Source organism: Leifsonia aquatica H1aii (genome assembly GCF_000633535.1).
GTDB lineage: Bacteria > Actinomycetota > Actinomycetes > Actinomycetales > Microbacteriaceae > Leifsonia > Leifsonia aquatica_A.
Map to the genome: position 1 here is coordinate 303,072 of NZ_AYMR01000009.1, position 19,487 is coordinate 322,558.

The 19,487-nt window shown below is 66.8% G+C and carries 22 protein-coding genes and 1 tRNA gene; 15 read left to right on the forward strand and 8 right to left on the reverse strand.

The window, feature by feature from the left end:
* Positions 1-26: 26 nt before the first annotated feature.
* The 15 genes from U870_RS0109995 (at position 27) to U870_RS0110070 (ending at position 9,437) form a co-directional block, all read left to right on the forward strand.
* Positions 27-1,004: an AAA family ATPase gene (locus U870_RS0109995; protein WP_025157251.1), complete on the forward strand. Its 978-nt coding sequence runs from the start codon at positions 27-29 to the stop codon at positions 1,002-1,004.
* A gap of 29 nt (positions 1,005-1,033) precedes the next feature.
* Positions 1,034-1,741, forward strand: coding sequence for a hypothetical protein (locus tag U870_RS0110000; RefSeq protein WP_162819129.1), 708 nt, complete (start codon positions 1,034-1,036; stop codon positions 1,739-1,741).
* A 90-nt stretch (positions 1,742-1,831) separates the two neighbouring features.
* Positions 1,832-1,919: transfer RNA gene (locus tag U870_RS0110005), tRNA-OTHER, on the forward strand.
* Positions 1,920-1,992: 73 nt separating this feature from the next.
* On the forward strand, positions 1,993-4,488 hold the full coding sequence (locus U870_RS23130) for a bifunctional DNA primase/polymerase (RefSeq protein ID WP_025157253.1): 2,496 nt from the start codon (positions 1,993-1,995) through the stop codon (positions 4,486-4,488).
* Positions 4,485-4,934, forward strand: a complete 450-nt coding sequence (locus tag U870_RS0110015; protein WP_025157254.1) for a hypothetical protein — start codon at positions 4,485-4,487, stop codon at positions 4,932-4,934. Before U870_RS23130 ends, U870_RS0110015 begins: the two co-directional genes overlap by 4 nt.
* A 130-nt stretch (positions 4,935-5,064) precedes the next feature.
* Positions 5,065-5,502 (forward strand): hypothetical protein, encoded by a 438-nt coding sequence (locus U870_RS0110025; RefSeq protein ID WP_025157255.1) that lies wholly within the window; start codon positions 5,065-5,067, stop codon positions 5,500-5,502.
* Complete coding sequence (locus U870_RS0110030) at positions 5,483-6,157, forward strand: hypothetical protein (RefSeq protein WP_025157256.1); 675 nt, start codon at positions 5,483-5,485, stop codon at positions 6,155-6,157. The genes U870_RS0110025 and U870_RS0110030 overlap by 20 nt, the downstream gene beginning before the upstream one ends.
* Positions 6,154-6,633 (forward strand): hypothetical protein, encoded by a 480-nt coding sequence (locus U870_RS0110035; protein ID WP_025157257.1) that lies wholly within the window; start codon positions 6,154-6,156, stop codon positions 6,631-6,633. Before U870_RS0110030 ends, U870_RS0110035 begins: the two co-directional genes overlap by 4 nt.
* A gap of 8 nt (positions 6,634-6,641) precedes the next feature.
* On the forward strand, positions 6,642-6,863 hold the full coding sequence (locus U870_RS0110040) for a hypothetical protein (RefSeq protein ID WP_025157258.1): 222 nt from the start codon (positions 6,642-6,644) through the stop codon (positions 6,861-6,863).
* Entirely contained in the window at positions 6,863-7,111 is a 249-nt protein-coding gene (locus tag U870_RS0110045) for a hypothetical protein (protein ID WP_025157259.1), read from the forward strand. The genes U870_RS0110040 and U870_RS0110045 overlap by 1 nt, the downstream gene beginning before the upstream one ends.
* Entirely contained in the window at positions 7,111-8,037 is a 927-nt protein-coding gene (locus tag U870_RS0110050) for a hypothetical protein (protein ID WP_025157260.1), read from the forward strand. Before U870_RS0110045 ends, U870_RS0110050 begins: the two co-directional genes overlap by 1 nt.
* On the forward strand, positions 8,034-8,288 hold the full coding sequence (locus U870_RS0110055) for a hypothetical protein (protein ID WP_025157261.1): 255 nt from the start codon (positions 8,034-8,036) through the stop codon (positions 8,286-8,288). Before U870_RS0110050 ends, U870_RS0110055 begins: the two co-directional genes overlap by 4 nt.
* Positions 8,285-8,551: a hypothetical protein gene (locus U870_RS0110060; protein ID WP_025157262.1), complete on the forward strand. Its 267-nt coding sequence runs from the start codon at positions 8,285-8,287 to the stop codon at positions 8,549-8,551. Before U870_RS0110055 ends, U870_RS0110060 begins: the two co-directional genes overlap by 4 nt.
* Positions 8,548-8,970 carry a hypothetical protein gene (locus U870_RS22515; RefSeq protein WP_043709852.1) on the forward strand — a complete coding sequence of 141 codons (423 nt, stop codon included), beginning with the start codon at positions 8,548-8,550 and terminating at the stop codon, positions 8,968-8,970. The genes U870_RS0110060 and U870_RS22515 overlap by 4 nt, the downstream gene beginning before the upstream one ends.
* A complete protein-coding gene (locus U870_RS0110070) occupies positions 8,967-9,437 on the forward strand; it encodes a hypothetical protein (RefSeq protein WP_162819130.1) in 471 nt (156 codons plus the stop codon). The genes U870_RS22515 and U870_RS0110070 overlap by 4 nt, the downstream gene beginning before the upstream one ends.
* Before the next feature lie 58 nt (positions 9,438-9,495).
* On the opposite strand, the gene U870_RS0110075 is transcribed toward U870_RS0110070, so the two are convergent.
* The 8 genes from U870_RS0110075 to U870_RS0110120 form a co-directional block, all read right to left on the reverse strand.
* Positions 9,496-9,786 (reverse strand): hypothetical protein, encoded by a 291-nt coding sequence (locus tag U870_RS0110075; RefSeq protein ID WP_025157265.1) that lies wholly within the window; start codon positions 9,784-9,786, stop codon positions 9,496-9,498.
* Positions 9,787-9,914: 128 nt separating this feature from the next.
* Positions 9,915-11,282 carry a metallophosphoesterase gene (locus U870_RS0110085; protein ID WP_025157266.1) on the reverse strand — a complete coding sequence of 456 codons (1,368 nt, stop codon included), beginning with the start codon at positions 11,280-11,282 and terminating at the stop codon, positions 9,915-9,917.
* Positions 11,283-11,305: 23 nt separating this feature from the next.
* Positions 11,306-11,632, reverse strand: coding sequence for a hypothetical protein (locus U870_RS22525; RefSeq protein WP_025157267.1), 327 nt, complete (start codon positions 11,630-11,632; stop codon positions 11,306-11,308).
* Position 11,633: 1 nt separating this feature from the next.
* On the reverse strand, positions 11,634-12,473 hold the full coding sequence (locus U870_RS23135) for a peptidoglycan-binding protein (RefSeq protein ID WP_025157268.1): 840 nt from the start codon (positions 12,471-12,473) through the stop codon (positions 11,634-11,636).
* A 55-nt stretch (positions 12,474-12,528) separates the two neighbouring features.
* Positions 12,529-13,077 (reverse strand): phage tail protein, encoded by a 549-nt coding sequence (locus tag U870_RS0110105; protein WP_025157269.1) that lies wholly within the window; start codon positions 13,075-13,077, stop codon positions 12,529-12,531.
* Between the two features lie 26 nt (positions 13,078-13,103).
* Entirely contained in the window at positions 13,104-15,794 is a 2,691-nt protein-coding gene (locus tag U870_RS23140; RefSeq protein WP_025157270.1) for a DUF859 family phage minor structural protein, read from the reverse strand.
* Positions 15,794-17,341, reverse strand: coding sequence for a hypothetical protein (locus U870_RS0110115; protein ID WP_025157271.1), 1,548 nt, complete (start codon positions 17,339-17,341; stop codon positions 15,794-15,796). Before U870_RS0110115 ends, U870_RS23140 begins: the two co-directional genes overlap by 1 nt.
* Positions 17,342-17,373: 32 nt before the next feature.
* Positions 17,374-19,473 (reverse strand): hypothetical protein, encoded by a 2,100-nt coding sequence (locus tag U870_RS0110120; RefSeq protein WP_162819131.1) that lies wholly within the window; start codon positions 19,471-19,473, stop codon positions 17,374-17,376.
* Between the last annotated feature and the right edge of the window lie 14 nt (positions 19,474-19,487).

The window sequence follows — 19,487 nt, forward strand, 5'->3', positions numbered from 1 at the left end:
GACCTGGAGGAAATGTGACTGACACCATGACGACCACCGCCCCCGCCCCGGCTCCCGAGGCTCCCGCCCCGGCCGCCCCGGAGCCCACGCCCGCCGCCGAGGCGCCCGCCGCAGTCATGCAGCGCTCGCTCGGAGACCTGGCCGACCTGATCGGTCTCGAGGTCGAGGACTCGGTGGAGCTGGGCCTGCCCTCCTGCATCGCCATCATCGCCGACGCCGGCGCGGGCAAGACCACGCTCGCCGGCGGCATCATCAAGGTCCCGCTCTTCCGCAACGCGAAGATCGCCTACATCGACGTCGAGAAGGGCACGAGCGTCTGGGCTCAGGACCCGCAGATCATGCACGCCGTGCAGAGCGGACAGATCACGCGGTTCTCGATCGACAAGACAGACCCGATCAAGGCGAAGGGGCAGCTCGACAAGCTCCTCGGCTACAAGGACGACAACGGCCAGAAGCACGTCGGCGCGCTCTTCTCCCCGGCCTTCGGCGTCGACGTCATCATCATCGACACGTTCGACACCCTGCAGGAAATCGGCAAGGACTTCTTCATGGCGACGACCCGCACCCAGGACGGCCGCCAGGACACCCAGGGCGCCTACGGCAAGCTCGCGCCGTGGACCACGGACATCCTGTGGGAGCTGCAGCACGGCAAGCCGTTCGGCCTCGTCCTCTCGCACGGCATGGAGAAGAAGGACAAGAAGACCGGCATCGACAAGCTCTCGATGAAGCTCGCGGGCTCGGCCAAGGAGTCGGTCGCCTCGATCCCGGACCTCGTGGCGTACATGACCTGGCAGGAGAAGGAGGACGAGGAGCCGCGCCAGACCCACCTCGTCGCTCACATGAGCCAGTCGGCCGAGGTCACGGTGAAGAACCGGTACGGCTTCGACGGCCCGATGTGGGACTTCTCGCTCCCCGTGCTCTTCGCCGCGATCGACCAGAAGATCGCCGCCAGCCAGGGCGTCATCGACGCCTTCACCCAGGCCAACACCCCGGCCGTCGCCTAACCACCAACAGCGAAAGAGAGAACACCACCATGGCACTGTCCCAGGCAGTTATGGACGCCTTCAACAAGGGCGGCAACGGAGGAGGGCGTCAGCCGGCGCTCCCCGACAACAGCAGGGTCAACGTCACCATCGTCCCGAGCAAGAAGGACATCGGCTACATCGAGCGCGAGCCGATGACCGAGAAGGACTCCCCGAACGCCCGCATCCGCGTCCTCCGCATGCGCTTCGTGATCCCGGAAGGCGAGCAGCACGCCAACCGGAACTTCTTCGCGAACATCCCCGAGGAGTTCGAGGTCTGGTCGGACAAGAACGGCGGCCTCGTCCCGTCGTACCTGACCATCGGCCTGATGAAGGCCCTCGGCTACTCCCTCGAGCAGCTCGACGACGACACCGTGAAGAAGATCACCGACCGGGAGCTGCTGAACAAGCGCCTGCAGCTCGTGCTCGGCGTCGAGGCGGACACCCGCTTCGACGCGGCGGACGCCGACGAGGCCGCGAAGGCCGCCCAGAACCCGCTCTACGCGATGCGCAACACGGTGAAGTTCATCAACGCGCCGTCCGCGTCGTCGAGCGCGCCGCGGGCGAGCGCTCCGGCCGCCGGTGGCATCCAGGGCGGCGTGCCGCGCGCCACCGCCCCCGCCGCTGGCGCCCCGCAGGCCGCGGTCGACCCGTGGGCCGCCGCCGGCGCGCCGGGTGCCGCCACCGACCCCTGGGCCGCCGCCACCCAGACGGTCTAGCAGTAGCCAGCTAAATCGGGCCGCTGCGCACCGATCATCACTCCCCATGTGGGTAAAGACGATCCGGTCGAGATGCGCAGCGGTCCCATCGTCCTCGTAGCTCAGCAGGCAGAGCACTGAGTCGCCGGCGCCGGCGCGAACGAGACAGAGGCCGCGGGTTCGAACCCCGCCGAGGACGCTCACCAAGCCGCCACACCCCTGCCTGACCCGAACGGGTGGGGGTGTGGCCTCATCGAGAGGAACCCCCAGTAGTGCAGAGGAAGAGCCTCGCGATCGTCGACTATGCAGCCCTGGCAGCAGAGTCGGGGCTCAAGGTCGTACCGCTCACCCCGGTCGGCAAGATTCCCTGGGTCCAGAACTGGACCGAGGCCGCATCCACCGACGTCGACCAGGTGTACGCCTGGTTCCAGCAGAAGCCCCAGTCCAACTACGGCATCTGCACGGGCTACGACGGCCTCTTCGTCATCGACCTCGACGGACCAGAGGCGATCGCCTGGTGGCGCGAGCAAGGCTTCCAGCCCGGCGTCGAAGTGATGACGCCCAACGGCGGCATGCACGTCTACTACCGCGCCCCCGAGGGCTTCGAGGTGCAGACGAACCAGAAGAAGCTCCACCACAAGGTCGACGTGCGCGGCGTCGGCGGACAGGCCGCCGGCCCGGGCTCCGTGCTCGGCACCGGGACGTACCGCGGCGACGTCGAGGCGATCGCCGAGGCCCCCGAGGCTCCGCCAGAACTCATGGCGATCATCCCGGAAAAGCAGAGCTACACGCAGGTCGCCCCGACCCGTGAGGAGAAGGTCGAGGAGGCGCACGAGCGAGAGCGCGCAGGCGTCGCCTACATCATCCAGAAGCTCCAGAGCCTCCCCTCCGTCTGGGCCAGCGGCGCCGGATGGCACGACACCGTGCGCGACCAGGCGATGTGGCTCTCCCGCATGGTCAACTCCAACGACTACGCCATGACCGAGGACGCCGCCCTCACGATCCTGCTCACCCACACGCCGACCTACCCGAGCTGGGGCGAGGACAAGGTCATCCTCTACTGGGAGGACGCCAAGAAGCGCACCATCGGCCAGTTCGCGCCGCCGCCCGGCGAGGAAGACGACATCCCCGGCCTGCTGCCGCTCTTCAAGGCGCAGGAAGGAGTGCCGACGACCGATTCCCGTGGGCGCGACTTCATGGACCTCGTGTGGACGCCGCCGGCAAGCGACACGGACGGCGCCTTCTGGGATCGACGCAGACAGATCATGCTCGAGTCGCTGCGCGCCGGCCTCGACATCCAGCAGGCGTTCTCCCTGACCGCAGGCTCGGTCGCCGCCGAGATGCTGATGCGCGAGCACGATGGTCGCCTCACGCTGTGGAAGGAAGCCAAGAAGCACATCCGCGACTTCCAGAACGAGCAGGTCACGGGGCTCCCGACTCAGGAGCCCGACACGCTCGACGTGCCCGTCGAGCTGGGAGATGTCGACCGCCTCGAACTGCTCACCCGACTCGAGCGCGAGGCGATGTTCGCCGACCCCGACAAGTACCGGTGGATCGGCACCCGCTACCTCGAGTGGGTACGCGACTCCGTGAAGCTCGCCAACATGCCCTACCACCGCCTGCACGTCTGGATGAACCTGTCCGTCGTCTTCGGCATGCTCGCGTACATCCCACGCGAGGGCAAGAAGCTCGGCGTCAACCTCTGGGGCTTCATCATCGGCGACTCGTCGACCGGAAAGACCGAGGCTCTCGAGAAGGCCGAGAGCGTGATCGACGCCTACTTCAAAGACGACGACGTGAACCTCGGCGCAGACGCCACCACAGAGGCCCTGCACGACGCCCTGATCGGCCGCGACGGCAAGCCGAGCTACCAGGTCATCGACGAGGCTCACGGCCTCCTGGGCGACCTCAGCGGCTCCAAGGGATTCCGCGGCGACCTCATCACCCGATGGACCGAGTTCTACGAGGGCAAGGTCCGCGCCTCGCTGCGCAGCACGAAGAAGGAAATCAGCGGCAAGGCCGCCACCACCTCCTTCTCGCTCCTCATGCAGGGCACCTCGGAGAAGATGCGGAAGGCCATGAACACCTCGCTGTGGGAGTCCGGCTTCCTGGTGCGCGCGCTCTTCGTCATCGGCGAGAACATCGAGCCCTCCGAAGAGGACCTCGACGTCCGCCTGATCGAGGGCGACGCCGACGCGGCGTACAACGCCATGCCGCGTCAGTTCGCCGCCGAATGGCAGAACACCCGCAGAAGGCTCCAGGGCCGCTATGGCGACGACCCGATCAAGATGGAGTTCGAGGCGGACGCCCTCGCCCGGCTCAACGCCGCGATGAGGCGCATGCGCGCGGACCTCAAGACCAGGCCGAACCAGGTGGCCCTCAAGCCGTACGCGGCCCGATTCCCGAACCAGGTACTCAAGATGGCGGCGCTCGTAGCGCTCTCCGAAGCCCGTGTCACCGTGAGCGAGAGAGACGTTCTCATCGCCCTGCACGCGAGCGAGGAGTTCCTCACCGCCGCGATCATCATGGCGAAGCTCACCACCGACACCGACTTCGCGCAGAAGGTCGACGCCGTGGAGAAGCTCGTCGCCGAGCGCGGCGGAAAGCTCGAGCTGAACAAGGTCTACAGGCACTTCTCGGAGCCCGTCTTCGAGGTCAACAAGTGGATCGACCAGCTCGTCGCCGAGAGGCGCGTCACCAAGACCAGGCCGATCACCGGCGACTTCACCATCAACCTCATCAGAGACACGGAAAGGATGGCGGCATGACCGCGAAGTACAAGGTCGACGAGGCGGTGCGCCGCACGAGGCTCCGCGCGCTGGAGACCGCGCTGCAGCACGTCCGCGCCGACTACACGGAGCGGGGCGACAAGATCACGGCCGCCGAGGAGCTGCTCGGCTATCGGGTGTTCACCACCGCGCAGGTCGCAGGCTGGCTGGGACTCACAACCTACGCGCTCGAGGGGCGTGCGCAGGAGTTCGAGGACGCCGGCCGCGCCGAAGGCTGGGGATGCCGCCAGCTCGAGGTCGACCAGCTCCCGACGGCAATCCAGCTCGCCAAGGCCGGACTCTCCGAGTCCAAGCCGAAGACGCTGATCTTCGACGCCCACACCAAGCACGGGATGACGTTCGACATGATCGGCGGCCTGCTCTGCCAGCACAAGAACACCGTCCGCCGCATCGTCAGAAGGATCGAAGGCGAGCCCTGGACGTGAGCGCGATGGGCGCCCACCCCGCCGGCGCCGACCTCGTGACCAGGCTCAGCCGAAGATGCCGCGAATACGAAGAGACGATCGCCGATTTGCGAGAGCGGATCGACGAACTCGAGAACAGATAGGAGGCCCCATGTCGAATGCCGTACCCGTCCTCCCGCTCGCCTGCCACCCGTACCCAGTGCCGCCCATCGTCGTCCAGGCGATCAAGGAGGCGAAGGAGTACCTCTGCGCGCGAGACGGGCTCCAGTTCAAGGTCCAGATCAGCGAAGGAGTGCAGGCCAACCCCACGCGAGTCCTCGCACTCAACGGGCCGCCGCCGTTCCTCTGCGACGCGGCGAAGGTGCGCAACTGGCGCGACAAGGAGGAGCTGGCGTTCTGGATCGAGTGGGTGCTCGACGAGGCCCGACCGGTCGAGGAGGGCTTCACACAAGTCGAGTGGCTCGGCCAGTACCTCCCCGGCATCCGGGACATCACCGACGAGGTAAACGGATGGGACCTCATGGTCCAGACCGAGACGTTCCTCGAGAAGGAGAGGGAGAGGGAGCGCCGTGGCGTGGGATTCCGCTGATGAGGTCAATGACCTCGAGCCCATCTTCGACGTTGCCGTCCTCGAAGAGGAAGACGACGAGGAGCCGATCGCCAGGACCGAGCCCGCCGAGGTCCCCGAGAAGCTCCCGCAGTCCCCGAACTGGATGGTCAACGCCGCCCGCTCAATGAGCTGGGACGTGCGGATCGACGCCTACATGCTCTACATCCCGGCCGTCCTGTTCAAGCACGCCAACGACAACCACGCGGCCGGCGACGTCCGCTACGCAGCGAAGGAGCACCTCGTCCTCGAAATCGGGGCTCGCCTGCCTGACCGGCGCGCGCGGCTCGGCTTCAAGGCCGTCTACTACGACGGAAAGTACCAGTGGAGCGAGGTCGCCGATCCCGTCGGCATCTTCCGCGAGCTGCGGTACGACTACACCCCGAGCGCGAACGAGTTGAAGCGCGTGAAGGACGAGCCCGAGTGGGCATGGAAGGCGCGCGTGAAGCGCATGGAAATCATCGCGGGCCAGCAGGAATACGACTACAACGACGGCGCAGAGCAGAGGCTCCATCGAGCAGAGATGAAGAACGCCACCGAACTCAAGACGTGGATGAACCAATGGGTTGCGCAGCTCGCGAAGCCCGTGGAGAAGCCCAAGCGCACCACCAAGAAGAAGGAGAACGAAGCAGCATGATCCAGGCCATCAACATCGAGGCCGCCGACCTCGACGGCGCCGACGACAGAAGGTATCAGGACATCCTCACGAAGGTCGCCTTGCACGACGGCCGCGTGTGGACCCTGATGCTCGAACCCGAGCGCATCGACCGGACCAACGAGCAGCTCCGCGCCCTCAAGTCGTCGCTCGAGCGGCAGCTCGGATACGCGAAGCGATTCCAGAAGGGCGGCGTCCCCGAGTGGCGTAAGAAGGTCACCAACCTGCTCGCGCACGTCGAGACCTACCTGGCCGACATCTCCGGCGAGATGAAGCGGCTGGACCGTGAGGAGCTGCAGGAGTCCGCGGTCGGCGAGCTGGAGGAGTGGAAGGGAATCGCCGAGAAGCTCGCTGAGCTCCTGGTCGACGACCCGATGCTCGAGACCATCCGCCTGCCCCGCGGCCGCATGACCGTGGCCGAGTGGGTCGAGCTGCGCGCAGAGCGGCGGGCGGCATGAGCGAGCGGATGACCACCGTGCGTCTGCGCACCGACCACCCCGCGTCCGGCGCGGGGCTGATGGACTACGGCCGCAAGACACGCGCCGAAATGATCGCCGCCCTTCGCAAGGGCGCTGAGCGCGACAAGGCGCGAGCGGACGCGATCCTCGCCGCCTCGGACGAGGAGTTCGTCGTCGAGACCCACACGGGCGTCCTCGTCCGCCGCAACGTGCAGGAGGTGGTCGACTGATGGCCTGGTGGAGAAGGCGCGCGCTGAACCGCGCCGAGATGGACCTGTACGCCAAGCTGCAGCGCGTGGCGGCCACCGATAGCCCGCTGATCGAGACGGGCGGCCGAGGCGACAAGACCCTGCGCGTCGGCCGCTCCCTCGCCAAGCGACGGCTCGCCCTCGTCGACGGCCACGTGATCCGGCCGACGCCGGCAGCAATCGAGTTCCGCCGCCTTATCGCGGCCCGACAGAAGATGGGAGTGGCCTGATGCCCTACATCGCCTACCAGGACTACAACCCGAAGCCCGAGACGGCAGCGCTGATCCGATGGGCCGACGCGGTGGCGCGCGACTACAAGAGTCGCGGGCTCGACCTCACGCTGCGACAGCTCTACTACCAGGGCGTGTCGCAGAACCTCTTCCCGAACAGCGAACGGTCCTACAAGAACCTCGGCAATGCGATCACCATGGGGCGACTCGGGGGCCGATTCGACTGGGACCTGCTGGAGGACCGTACCCGCAACGCGGGCAACACAGCCTGGTTCGGTCGCGAGATTCCGACGATCCAGTCCCTCATCGAGAAGACCCGCTGGCAGCGGACCCTCGACCCGTGGGCCGGACAGGAACGCCGCATCGAGGTCTGGGTCGAGAAGCAGGCGCTCGAGCAGGTCGCTCAACGCGCCGCGCAGGAGTGGCGCGTCCCCTACCTCGCATGCAAGGGGTATATGAGCGCGTCCGAGATGTGGGACGCGGGCTACAACCGTCTCGGCGACTACATCGCCGAGGGGCACAGCCCGCTCATTCTCCACATCGGCGACCACGACCCGTCCGGCATCGACATGACCCGAGATATCGAGGAGCGCCTCAGCCTCTTCGCGGGCGGCAGCGTCGAGGTGCGTCGCCTCGCGCTGAACTGGGACCAGATCGAGGCTTACAACCCGCCGCCGAACCCCGCGAAGCTCAGCGACTCGCGCGCCAAGGGCTACATCCAGGAGTACGGCAGCAGTTCTTGGGAGCTGGACGCTCTCCGGCCGGAGCTGCTCATTCAGATCCTCCAGGACGAGATTCGGGGCGAGGTCGATCAGGAGATGTGGGACGCGAGGATGGCCGAGGAGGACGCTGCAATCGCCGAGATGAAGCACGTCGCCGATCGCTGGGATGACATCGCCGAGTTCCTCGCCGGAGGTGCCGAATGAAGGACATGAGAGGTGCGGACGTGGAGGTCGGCGACAAGCTCGTCGTTGCGATGCGCGAGGGCAACCTCGCACACCTCCGCATTGCGCGGGTGACGGGCTTCGGTTCGCGCGGATCGTACGGCACGCCGGACCCGACGGTGCTCGTCGACTGGCTGGAGGTCGACGGCTGGCGGCCGGCCGGTGGCAGCGGCTACATTTTCGCGAAGCGCATGGGCTCCGTGCTCATCCTCGAGAAGGGAGGGGCGGTATGAGCCTCGTCGACCGCACCAATGAGACCATCGCGCTCAGCTTGCATCGGCCGATGCTCGATGACTTCCCGCCCTACGCTCCCGTACATCCGGCGTCCCTCGACGTGGACGCCGACAGCGACTCCAGCTTCGACCCGAGTCACTGGGTGCATGTCGCATTGACGGACGAGGATCACGACAGCGACCGGATCAAGCTCACCTACGAGGAGGCCGGCCTGCTTCACGACCGCCTCGGGCTGATCCTTGGGCGGGAGGCCGTATCGTGAGCGCTTGGCACTACGGCCGCTCCTTCGAGGGTCACTGGATGGAGGACGACTGCCCGTGCCCGCAAGAGCCGTGTGGACTCGTCTCGAAGCCCGTGGAGGAGTGCGACCAGCACCCGCTCGGTCGATTCAAGACGATCCGCCAGTCTCACCCCGCGGAGCGCTGCCCCGCGCGCTTCGACGGCGCGATCGAGTCCTTCGTCAGGTCCGTGCTCGAGAACGAGTACGCGCAGATCGAAGCAGACTTGCTCGCGATCCCCGGCGTGCACCGTGAGATGACCCAGGCCGAGGCGCTCGAGTTGGGGCTCGAGGTCTGCTTCCAGCGCTCCAGGGAGCCGTTCCGCTCCGAGTACCGAGGCATCCGCCGGCGCGGCGAGTGGGTCGTCGACCATCACCCCGAGTGGGGGCCGGTGCGCGGATGAGCGGCAGGCTTGAGACCTTCCTCGTGCTCGACCCTGGCGGGACGACGGGCTGGTCCACCTGGCTCCTGCCGGCGGACGGCCCGCTCGAGCCGATCGACCACGGAATGATCCCCGGCGGCCTGCACGGGTTCATCCGGTGGTGGCGAGACATCCACGACTCGGACCCCGGGTTCGACTTCGTGGTGTCGGAGTCGTTCATCCTCGACGGCCGCACAGCGAAGCCGGACATCACCCCGCTGCACATCGAAGGAGCGCTGGCCGTGTTCTGCTCGGAGCTGGGGCTGCCGCTCTACTACCAGCGTAACGTCTACAAGGCCCACGCGCCGGACGAGCTGCTCCGACGGCTCGGTTACTACTGGCCGGGCGCCGGTCATGACCGCGACAGCGCCCGCCACGCCATCGCGTACGCCCTGACCCAGCGGCACATGCCGACCCTCATGGCGATCCACCCGCCGCCTGCGCGATAGCTGGCAAACGAGAAGCCCCCGGCATTGTGCCGGGGGCTTCTTCGTGTTGGTCGGGCGGTCAGGCGGACAGGTGCCTCTTGGCGATGAAGCTGCTGATCGCCAGCAGCAGGGACGCGACGGACGCGACGTACAGCGCCGGCTGGCCGTCGAGGAAGCCGGCGGCGGTCGCGCCGACCGTGCCCACGGCGCCGAGCCACTTGCCGGTCTCGTAGATCGCGGCGCGGGCCTTCGCGGGGAGCTTCGACTCCACGACGTCGGCCACCGCATCGACGGTGCCGTTCTCGCTGGCGCCCTCCACGATGTCCTTGAGCTTGTCGATGCCGTCAGGGGTGATTTCGTGCTTGCCCACGCGCTCTCTTTCTACTGGCAGGAATCGCACTGCAGTGCGTCCATCGGGTCGGTCGGGACGAAGTAACCGCCCGCGGTCTCGTTGCTGTTCTCGTTCATGGCCTCGTAATTCTCTCGCGGTTCTGCCCGCTAATCCAGAAATTCAGCGCTCGCGCGGAACTGCTGGCCCTGGTGGATCGTGAAGCCGTCGATGATCTGCGGCAGCTCGAAGTGGAACTCGCCCGACTCCTTGAAGCGGATCACGGCGACGCCCTGCTGCCAGTTCTCGAAGACCTCGGCCGAGCGCCCGTCGGCACCGATCGCACCGTTGACGCTGGGGACCGCGCCGTCGACACGGCAGAGGCAGCCGGGGTTGATCGCCACCGAGCGAATCGGGCCGAGACGGTCGTAGGTCGTCTTGGACTGCGCCTCGAGGCGGTGAGTGTGGCCGAACGCACGCGAGAAGTGCGGCGTCTCGTTCGTGTACTTCTCGGCCGTCGACCCGGAACTGCGGACCTTCGTGCCGTGCTCACAGCGGAGCTGGTCGTTGACCCACCAGTGCGACGTCGGGTAGGCGTCCTTGTAGATGACGTCGAACTCATCCAGGCGCAGCAGGTTCGGCAGACTCATCACCGGCCAGGACTCCGGCATGTTGCCCTTGCGGAGGCCGAACGCGGAGACGGCGTTGGTTTCGACGAAGTTCTGCATCCGCTTGTCGTGGTTGCCCTCGATCCAGACGACCTTGCCGGGGGTGGCGGAGCGCAGTTCGGCGGCAAGGAGGGTGGTGCGGTCGATGGCCGGCTGCGTGGTGAGAGCGAATCCGGCCTCCTGTGCCCAGCGTGACTGCGAGGCAAGGTCGATGATGTCGCCCATGACGACAGTCTGTGCCGGCCGCTCGGCAGCGACGATCTGCAGGAAGATGTCGATGGCCGCCTCGTCGTGGAACGGCTCCAGGGAGCCGTCGTCGAGCCGACGGAAGCCGATCTGCGTGTCGGCCGCGAGCACCGCGGTCTTCCACTGTCCCCCGAGCGCCGTCGACCGCGGCTTGGGTGCCTTCACCTTGAGCGCAGGACCGCGGTCGATCGGCTGCCAGGCAGGGCCTGCCGTGGCCTCCGGCTTGCGGGTGGCCGAGAAGCGATTGGCGTACAGCGTCTTGGTCACCTGGTTCTTGGTGTGCTGATTCCACACCGAGTGCCCGAACGAGTAGGTGAACTGCTCCGGGTCGTGGCCGTCCTTGCGGAGCTTGTCGAGCCACCAGCTCAGCGGCAGGATGCGGTTGTAGACGACCTCGTAGGTGAGGTTGCCCTTCTCGTCCTGCCCGAACACGTCGCGCACCGGCTGGTCGTCGGCAGCTTCGGCGGCCTCCGCTTCCTGCGCCCGGAGCCGGTTGCGGTACTTCGAGATGGTGGCCTGGGCCACGTCCCACTTGAGTGCGAGGGCGGCCTGGGGGGCGTCTCCGCGCAGGTCGTCCAGGAACTCCTGGTTGTTGAGCAGGTCGATGGCCCTGGGGTCGTGCAAGCTGGTCCTCCTGAGTTAGCCGGCTACTTGGCGATCGCGGATGCGAGCTGCGACAGCGTGACGAACAGGCCGACGCCGGTTCCGCACGCGGCGAGGATCGCGGCGATGCCGCCTACGACGACGTACCAGGGAGCGCGTGGGCGCTCCCTGGACTCGATGACGGTGAGGCGCGTCTTCACGCCCTCGATTTCGGTGCGGTTGGTGACGTTCTCGGCGCGCACGTCGTCGACGGCCTTGACCTGCTCGGCCTTGAAGTCGGTGAACGCCTGCAAGATGTTGCGCTGCCCTTCCTGAACCACGCCGATTGCGACGGCGAGGCCGGTGAAGTCCTTGGGAGTCTCGTCGCCCACGTCAGAGACCGAGGGCCTTCCAGGTCTTGTCGCCCACGATCCCGTCGACGTAGAGGCCGGCGCGACGCTGGAACTCCCGCACCGCGGCGTCCGTGTTCGAGCCGAAGTCACCGTCGAGCACGAGGTTGCCAGCGTAGAGCGGGTAGACGGTCTTGAGTCGGGTCTGCAGGTCCTTGACGTCCTGACCCTTCGAGCCCTTCTTGATCTGCGGGCGACCAGAGGCGGTGGGCGCGGGGTTCGCGACCGCCGGTGCACCGCCGAGGGCGGCCTCGGACTTCGGGCCAAAGAGGCCGTCGACCGTGAGGCCGTTCTTGCTCTGGAAGTCGCGTAGGGCGGCAACCGTGGTGGCGCCGATCTTGTCGTCGACGGCGAGCTTGTAGCCCTTGGCGTTGAGCTTGGTCTGCACCCCGGCGCCGTAGCCGGGCGTGATGGTGGAGCCAACGATGACCGTGCGGACCCAGTGCCAGCTCTCGCCGGACGACTTGCCCTGCACGTTGTCGAAGCCGAAGCGGGCGGCGTTCTTGTCGAGCCACGCTTTGACGCCGGCGCCCATGTAGACGTCGACGGCGCAGCCGAGGCCGTGGTTGGAGAAGCCGGGGGTCGCGGCGACGGGGCCGCCCGCCTTCGCGCGACGGTCGGCCTCCCGCTGTCCGGCGAGGTCGCGGTAGCAGGACGGTACGCCGTCGTCTGCCGCGGGGCGGAGCGTGATGCCGTCCGAGGCTGCAGCCGCCACCATCGCGGCCCACTGGGCAGCCGTCTGCCGCTCGAGCACCTGCCCGGGTGCGCCGTTAGCCGCCTGCACCAGTTCGGATGCGGGAATCTGTCCGTTCGCGTACGTCACGAGTATCCTTCCGTCACCAGGGAGTCTACAGCGCACTCCCAGGAAACGCCCAGAATCAGAGCTTGACGATGTACGAGACGGTCGCGTAGGGCGGCATGTTGTTGTGTGCCTTGCCGCCGCCGGCCGCATCCGTGGAGATGCCCTGTGGGTAGGCACTGGAGCCGCCGTCGCTCGAGTAGTCCCGCCGGATGCCGGGGGAGCCGTTGTTGGCGGACACGTTCTGCTTGTGTGCGTGGGAGGGCATCTCGTCGACAGTGAGGACGTGACTCTCCTCGCCGCCCGTGAGCCCGGGCTTGTTGTAGGTGAGGTTGTTGACGTCGATGCCGAGCGGGAAGCGCTTGACGAGGTTCGGTACCCGGAAGGAGGCGCCGGAGCCGCCGTGCGCGTATCCGATCGCGGCGAAAAGCTTCGGGTAGTCGGCGGTGGCGTACTGCTTCCCGTCGCAGAGGAGGTAGCCGACAGGCGCGGTCGCGCCACCGTACGCCAGGACGGAGCCGGAGGGGACGGCGGCCGAATCGATGGCGGCCTGGACAGACTGCGCGAAGACCGAGAAGAGGTCCTTGAGCTTGCCGATGCGACCGGAGGTGGGTACTGCGATGCCCATTTAGCGGGCTCCTTTCGTGGCGTTGATTACTGTTCGGCTGCGTACACGCCGCCGTCGAGGGAGAACCACACGCCTGCTGCGGCGTTGCGGCTAATGACATTGCCGTCAGGGCCGACATCGACGCGCGCGATCGTCCCATTCGAGAATCGCGGGAGAATGGGGCCGCCGGCGCCTCCAGACAGGGCACCCTTGGGCCGATTGCCGACCTTCGCGGTGTAGAGCGCCGTGGCGGCTGTGCCGACCTTGAGCAGGCCGCGCGTGTGCACTCGGCCGTTGACGTTGACGTACGCGCCCTGAGTGAAGAGCGTGCCGTAGTTGGATGCGCCATTGAGGAATGCCACCGTGTTCCACGGGAGCGAGTCAGTCGCGGCCGTCGCGACGACGAGCCCGCCCAGTGAGTAGACGATTCCAGCGGCGCGGCCACCGATCGACGTGATCTTCCAGTTGAGCTGGTTGTTCGACGCCGGCGCGATGCCCCACCCCGCGATACCGCCACCAGAGCTGGTAGCGAGGTGGTGGATTTGCAAGCTCGGCTTCAATGGGGCGGAGCCAAGGTCGATTACTGGAGTGTTGTCGGCGGAGACGGCAGGACCCACGACGGCGCCGCGCCACCAGGCGAAGCCGTACGGGTCGATCCAGTACGCGGCGGTGGCATCCTGTCCCTCGGTGCCCGCATTCGACGGGTTACTCCACCCGGTCATGAACTTGGCGCCAGTGCCGGTCGATCCCGCGGGGAGAATTTCTGTCCAGGTGGCGACACCGGCGGCGGGAAACGCGATTCCGCTGAGGCTGACGTATTGACCAGCGGTGATACTTCCCGAGCTGATCCACCACACCTCGCCGTTCGGGTAGACCTTGATCCGACCTAGCGCGTCGTTCCATGCAATAGGAGCGGTAAGGGTGAAGTCCGGCCGGAAGCCGTCTGGCAGCGTGAAAATGCGGTAGTCGCCGGCGGTGCTCGTGGCAAAACCAACCAACCCCTCGAGGATTACGATGCCGTCGGGGGTCTTGGTGAAGCACGCCTCCTTCCATGTGTTGCCGTAAGAGCCGAACTGGCTGCTGAGAAGACCCATCGCAGACAGCGTGATCTGCGTGGAGGTTGACTGGATGAGCATGCCTTGAATGAGAAGGTCACCGCCGCTGGTGCGTGCAACGACCACGCGGTCGCCGGGCTGTGGCGAGTAGGGGAACATCCAGGGGATGCCGTAGCTGGTGAAGGTACTGGTGCCATCGAACTTCACGCGCGGCAGTCCGGCAGTGTAAAAGGGGTCGATGGTGGCGAACCGGAGGTCGGCGAAGTCGTGCACGCTCACCTCGTCGAGCACCTTCTTGCCGTCGTTCTGGAACATCTGTCCCTTGACGTCGACCATGCCCTGCTCGCGGTACTTGCCGATGCCGAGGCCGAGGGAGGCGTCCCAGTGCATGAAGATGGCCCCGGTGGCGACGGTCGACGAGAGCGCCGTCGTGGCGAAGATGTCGATGACCTCGATCAGCACGTCCCACGAGTGGGTGATGTCGTACGTGCCGACGATCTTCGTGACGGCGAGGGCGATACCCGTGCCGGAGCCGGATGCGACCTGAGTCCAGACGCTCGTCCCGTGCTGCCGGGTCGAGAGTCGGTAGGTGACGGAGTTCTTCTCCGTGCTCGAAGGCTTGAGCGATGTGGCGCTCGCCTTGAGGATGGCCTTGATGTACGTGCCGTCATCGTTTGGGGTGCCGTCGACCAAGACCCGGGTGAGGCTGAGCGCGGTTGTGTCGATGGAGGGAGGGGCGTATGGCAGCACCGTGACGGTCGTCGAGGTGCTGCCGGTGCGACCGCGGGAGTCGGTGACGGTTGCGATGACGGTGACGGTGCCTGAGCTGTTGATGATGCCGGTGGTGCCGGTGGCGGCGTTGATGGTCTGTCCATCGACGGTGATCTTGTAGGCGGTGATCGTCGATCCGTATGCGCCGGCCGCCCCCTGGATGCCCAGGTTGAGCCTGGAGGCGCCCTGAACGTATCCGCCGACCGCGTTTGCTACGGCCGCGACCGCTTCTGAGGCGCTCACTGACCCGATCGTGGGTGCGACAGTGGCGGGAGCAGTGAGGGTGAAGTTGATCGCCGTGGTGCCGATCAAGGTGCCGCCGTTGTAGGTGTAGGTGGTGATGGTGCCGACACCGCTGGTGGCGTTGGGGATGGCGGTCAAGAGGTCGAGCGGGGGAGTCCAGGACACCGACGCACCCACCCCACCGGCGATGGTGCCCGACTTGCTGCCGAAGGCGTAGTTGATCGTGTGGGTGAAGGAGGCGCTGGCCCGGTTGGTGTTGATCGTGACCGCGGAGCCCGCCGCGATCGGATTCGCCGAGAGCGTTGAGTTCGAGGCGCGCGGGATCGTGGGGATGCCGAGCCCCTGTGAGATATCGACCGGGCCGCCGTAGGTGCTGGTGCCGGTCGCATTGGTGTGCGCGCTCACGTTCAGGGTCCCGTAGGACCCGTCCGCGTTGTGGTAGACGTTGAGCGTCTGGTTCAGGATGTCGATGCTCGTCCCGTTGAACGAGAACGAGCCGGAGCCGTAGGTGCTGACAGAGAAGCCGATGCCGGAGGCGTTGCCGCTCCAGCCGCTGTCCGAGTAGGCGTACAGGTGCACGTTGACGGTCGAGAAGTTGCCCGAGACGTTCTGCGAGATGAGCGAGACGTCGAGCTGGTATGTCGCGTGCGCGGTCTTGATGATCGCCATTAGAGGGCCTTCACCACCGTTCCAGTGCCGTATCGCTCAAGCTTGTGGTTGCCCAGGATGACCTCCTCGCCGACGAACGACCGCACGAACATCTGCCCGGAGTTCCAGTACGAGACGGCGGAGCCGTTCTCGAGCATCTCGATGCGGTCGTTGCGGAGCGCGAGCTGGAAGCGGGAGTTGGGATTGCTGATGACGGCGCCCTGGGGGCCGAAGGCGTAGACCGTCTGCATGTCTGCGAGCGTGCCGGCGGTGGCGTTCGCGTCGTCGGCGACGTCCTGCACGCGGCCGGCGATGATGGTCACGGTGTCGTTTGCGGAGATGTCGAGGTCGTTGCCGATGGTCGGCGACAGCTCGTTGACGGTGATAGTGCCCGCGATGAGCTGGTCGGCTCCGAGAGTGTGGGCCGTGATGAGGCCGCCGTCGAGAGTTCCGACCGTCGCCTTGCCGAGGTCGATCGACGCGATGACCTCATGGGAGACGGTCTGCGGAACCCATGTGGCGCCGTCCCACTGCCACTGTCCGATGATCGCCAGGGTCGAGTCGCGCTGGAACCAGAGGTCGCCCTCGTTCGTGCCATCTCGGTCGGGGGAGGTGATGGCGGTGGTCAGATGGTTCCCGCCCAGCGTGATGACGTCGGGCGCCAGGTCGGCGGCGGTGACGCCCATGACCGTGACGATGCCCGGCGCGCTCGGTGCCGTCTCGGTTCCGAGGCTGTCGACGGCGATGAAGCGGACCTCATAGTCCTCGCCGACGGTGAGGCCGCCGATCTGGATGCTGCCGCCCCCGCGCATGAGCACGCCGCCCATGCGCGTCCAGTCGTCGGCGCCGCGGGGCGAGACCTCGGCGTAGATGTAGCGGAACTGCGAGGGGGGCAGCACACCGTTGAATGAGCCGTACCATCCTGCGACCACGACGCCGGCCGCCGAACTCAGCACGGGGCCGGGCGGAGTCGCCATGTCCTCGAGGGTGGCCGGAATTGTGACGCGCCAGTCCGTGCTCAGCGCGCTCGAGACGCCGTAGGCCGAGATGGAGGCGACCTTGACCTGGTAGTCGACACCCGGCTGCAGGCCGTTGACCTGAATCTGTCCGTTCGGAGAGTTCCCCAGCATGAGGTACGACGGGCCGGGGTCGACCGTGGTGCCGTCGCCGGGGTCCACGACGTCCTGGTGGTACACGCGCACCCACGCCTGGTAGTTCGTCGGGATGAGCGGGTTGCCGTCGACGTCGAGGTCGTTCGGCATGATCGAGACGTCGAGGCGACCGTGGGGCGCGCCCTGCTGGTCGAAGTACGTCGACGGGGCGGCGACGAAGCTGTCATGGTCGATCGCCAGCGGGATGCGGTTCTTCTCGTACTCCGCGGCGAGCTGCGCTGCCGCCGAGTTGGCGGCGGCGGTGATGGCGTTTCCCGACGAGCGGAGCGCGGTCTGCGAGTTGTTCGCGAGCTGCTGCCGGTACGTGTCCTCGTCGCGCATGAAGCGCTCGACCCTGCGCACCCACGGCTGCGCGGAAACCGGCAGGCCGTTGTCTGTGAGCACCTCGGAGGACATGCTCAACATTCTGTCAGGGAATTCCCAGAAACCTAATGGGTACGCAGCGGCGAGGAGGCGAACTGCACGTCGGTGCGCGCCTCCCACACAGCATCGAAGGCTTCGAATGTGAGGTCTTGCCACACGGCGTCGAAGTCGTCCATGGTCGTGTCGCCGGTTGCCGTGACCTGGACGCCACCCTGCGAGCTGGCTGCGCTGGTGATCCGGTAGAAGGCGTCGCCGTGTCGGAATCGGGCACCGGCGAGTTCGCCGATGGGCAGGCCGGGGTCGGCGAAGTTCCCGCTGAGGGTGACGACCGGCTCGGCGATGGTGGGGATCGTCTCGCTGGCGACACGATCGGCAGTTGCGCGACTCTGGACGTGCTTCGAGTCGATCGAGACCGTCTCATTGGGGGCGTCACCCTCCGCGAGCCCGGTGTCGTAGGTCAGCTTCGACGGGTGATCGATGATGCCGCTCGCGCGGATGCGCAGGCTTGAGTAGAAGGTGTTGTCGCCAGACTGCATCGAGATGGCGAACGGGGCGAGGCTCTTCTCGTTCTGGCCGGAGGTGATGGTGATGATGAGTGTGTCGGCGTTCTCGCCGATCGCCACCGTCACCGAGCCGCCGAGGCGTTCCCAGGCTGCGGGGTCAAGGGTCTCGACGCTGCCCGTGTTCTGCGTGGTGGTGGTGTCGTTCGTCCCCTGCCCGACGACGGTGTAGACCGAGCCGTTCGCGCCGTCGCGCGGGCCAACCTCCTTCATGCACTTGGGCTGCTCGACAGACGTGAGGGAGCCGAGGATGGGGACCTCGATCTTGGTGATGGCGTTGGCGTCGACCGTCAGAATCGGAGCATCCTCGTTCCATCCGGCAGGGGTGAGAATGTCGAGCGTGTCGTCGTACGAGGCGGGAGGGTAGACGAGCGCGTTGGTCTCGTGAGTGGAGCCGTAGTTGCGGACCTCGAGGGTCTCGGCGAGCTGAGACTCGTCGCTGGTGATGCTGGGGCGCTCCAGGTTGTCGCTGTCGATGAAGCGCTCGCGCGGCGGCCGAAGGAACACTGCGTCGCCTCGATCGCTCATCTCGACGCCCTGGACGGCGAGGAACTCCTTGAGCACGGTGAGCAGGTTGTCCTTGAAGCCGTGGACGAGGACGGGTCGCTCGGCGATCGAGAGGTCGACATTCAGTGGCCGGGACACTCCAACGGCGGCGAAGAGCATGGCGACGAAGCCGTCGAGGCTTCCGGTGAAGGGGTCGACGCGGCGCACTACGTTCAGTCGGGCAGCGACCGAGTAGCTCGTGATCGAGACGGTGGTGCCGTCGCTCGAGGGGCTGTCGATGCGTCCCTGGACAACCGGAGCACCCGCGTCGAACACGGTCAGCTCTCCGCCGCCGAGCAGCATGGATTCGTCGAATTCGGCCACGCCGACCTGGACCGTGGTCGCGCCACCCGAGGTGTCGTTGGGGGTGAGTGGGGTCACGTTCTCCGTGATGGCGTAGGTGGTGAGGTTCTCCACCGTGTAGTACGGGCCGGGCTCGTTCGTGAGCGTGCGATTGGTGCGGATGGAGCGGGAGGCGTTCGTGGCACCCTCCCAGTAGTAGAACGCGCCCTCGGTCGCGGCTGAGGGGCTGTCTCCGTAGAACGGTGGCATCCCTGCGCCCATGATCGAGCCGAGCTTGACGTCGATCTTGTCGTCGACGGCACCTCCGTCAACGCGGAGCAGGAGGCCGTAGTTCGGCGCCGCGCCGATCGTCAGGGTGGAGACGCGCTCGACCCAGCCGCCGCTCGCCGTCGCGAACGAGGCGCCGGTGGGATTGTCGGCCGCGAGTTGGCTGGTGCCCTTGCGGAGGCCAAGCGTGCAGCCGGCCTGCGGGGCACTGGTACGCACCCAGAGGCGGATGTCGAAGGTCCCAGCGGGGAGGTCAACTCCCGTGAGGTTCACACCGATGAGGGCGGGGCCGGCGGCTGCCCGGATGAAGCGCAGGTAACGCTCTTCTTCGTCTTGCGCGAGCGACGGCGCGCCGAGTGTGGAGCTGAGTGTCACCCAGAGTCCTGCTCGGTCGGTGGCGTGAGGTGTGGGGAGGTAGTTGAGGGCAAGGGGCGCGCTAAGTGCGTAGAGCGGCAGGGGCGGCTGCTGAATGCCGAGAGTGACGGTCATGTCCAGAATTCTCC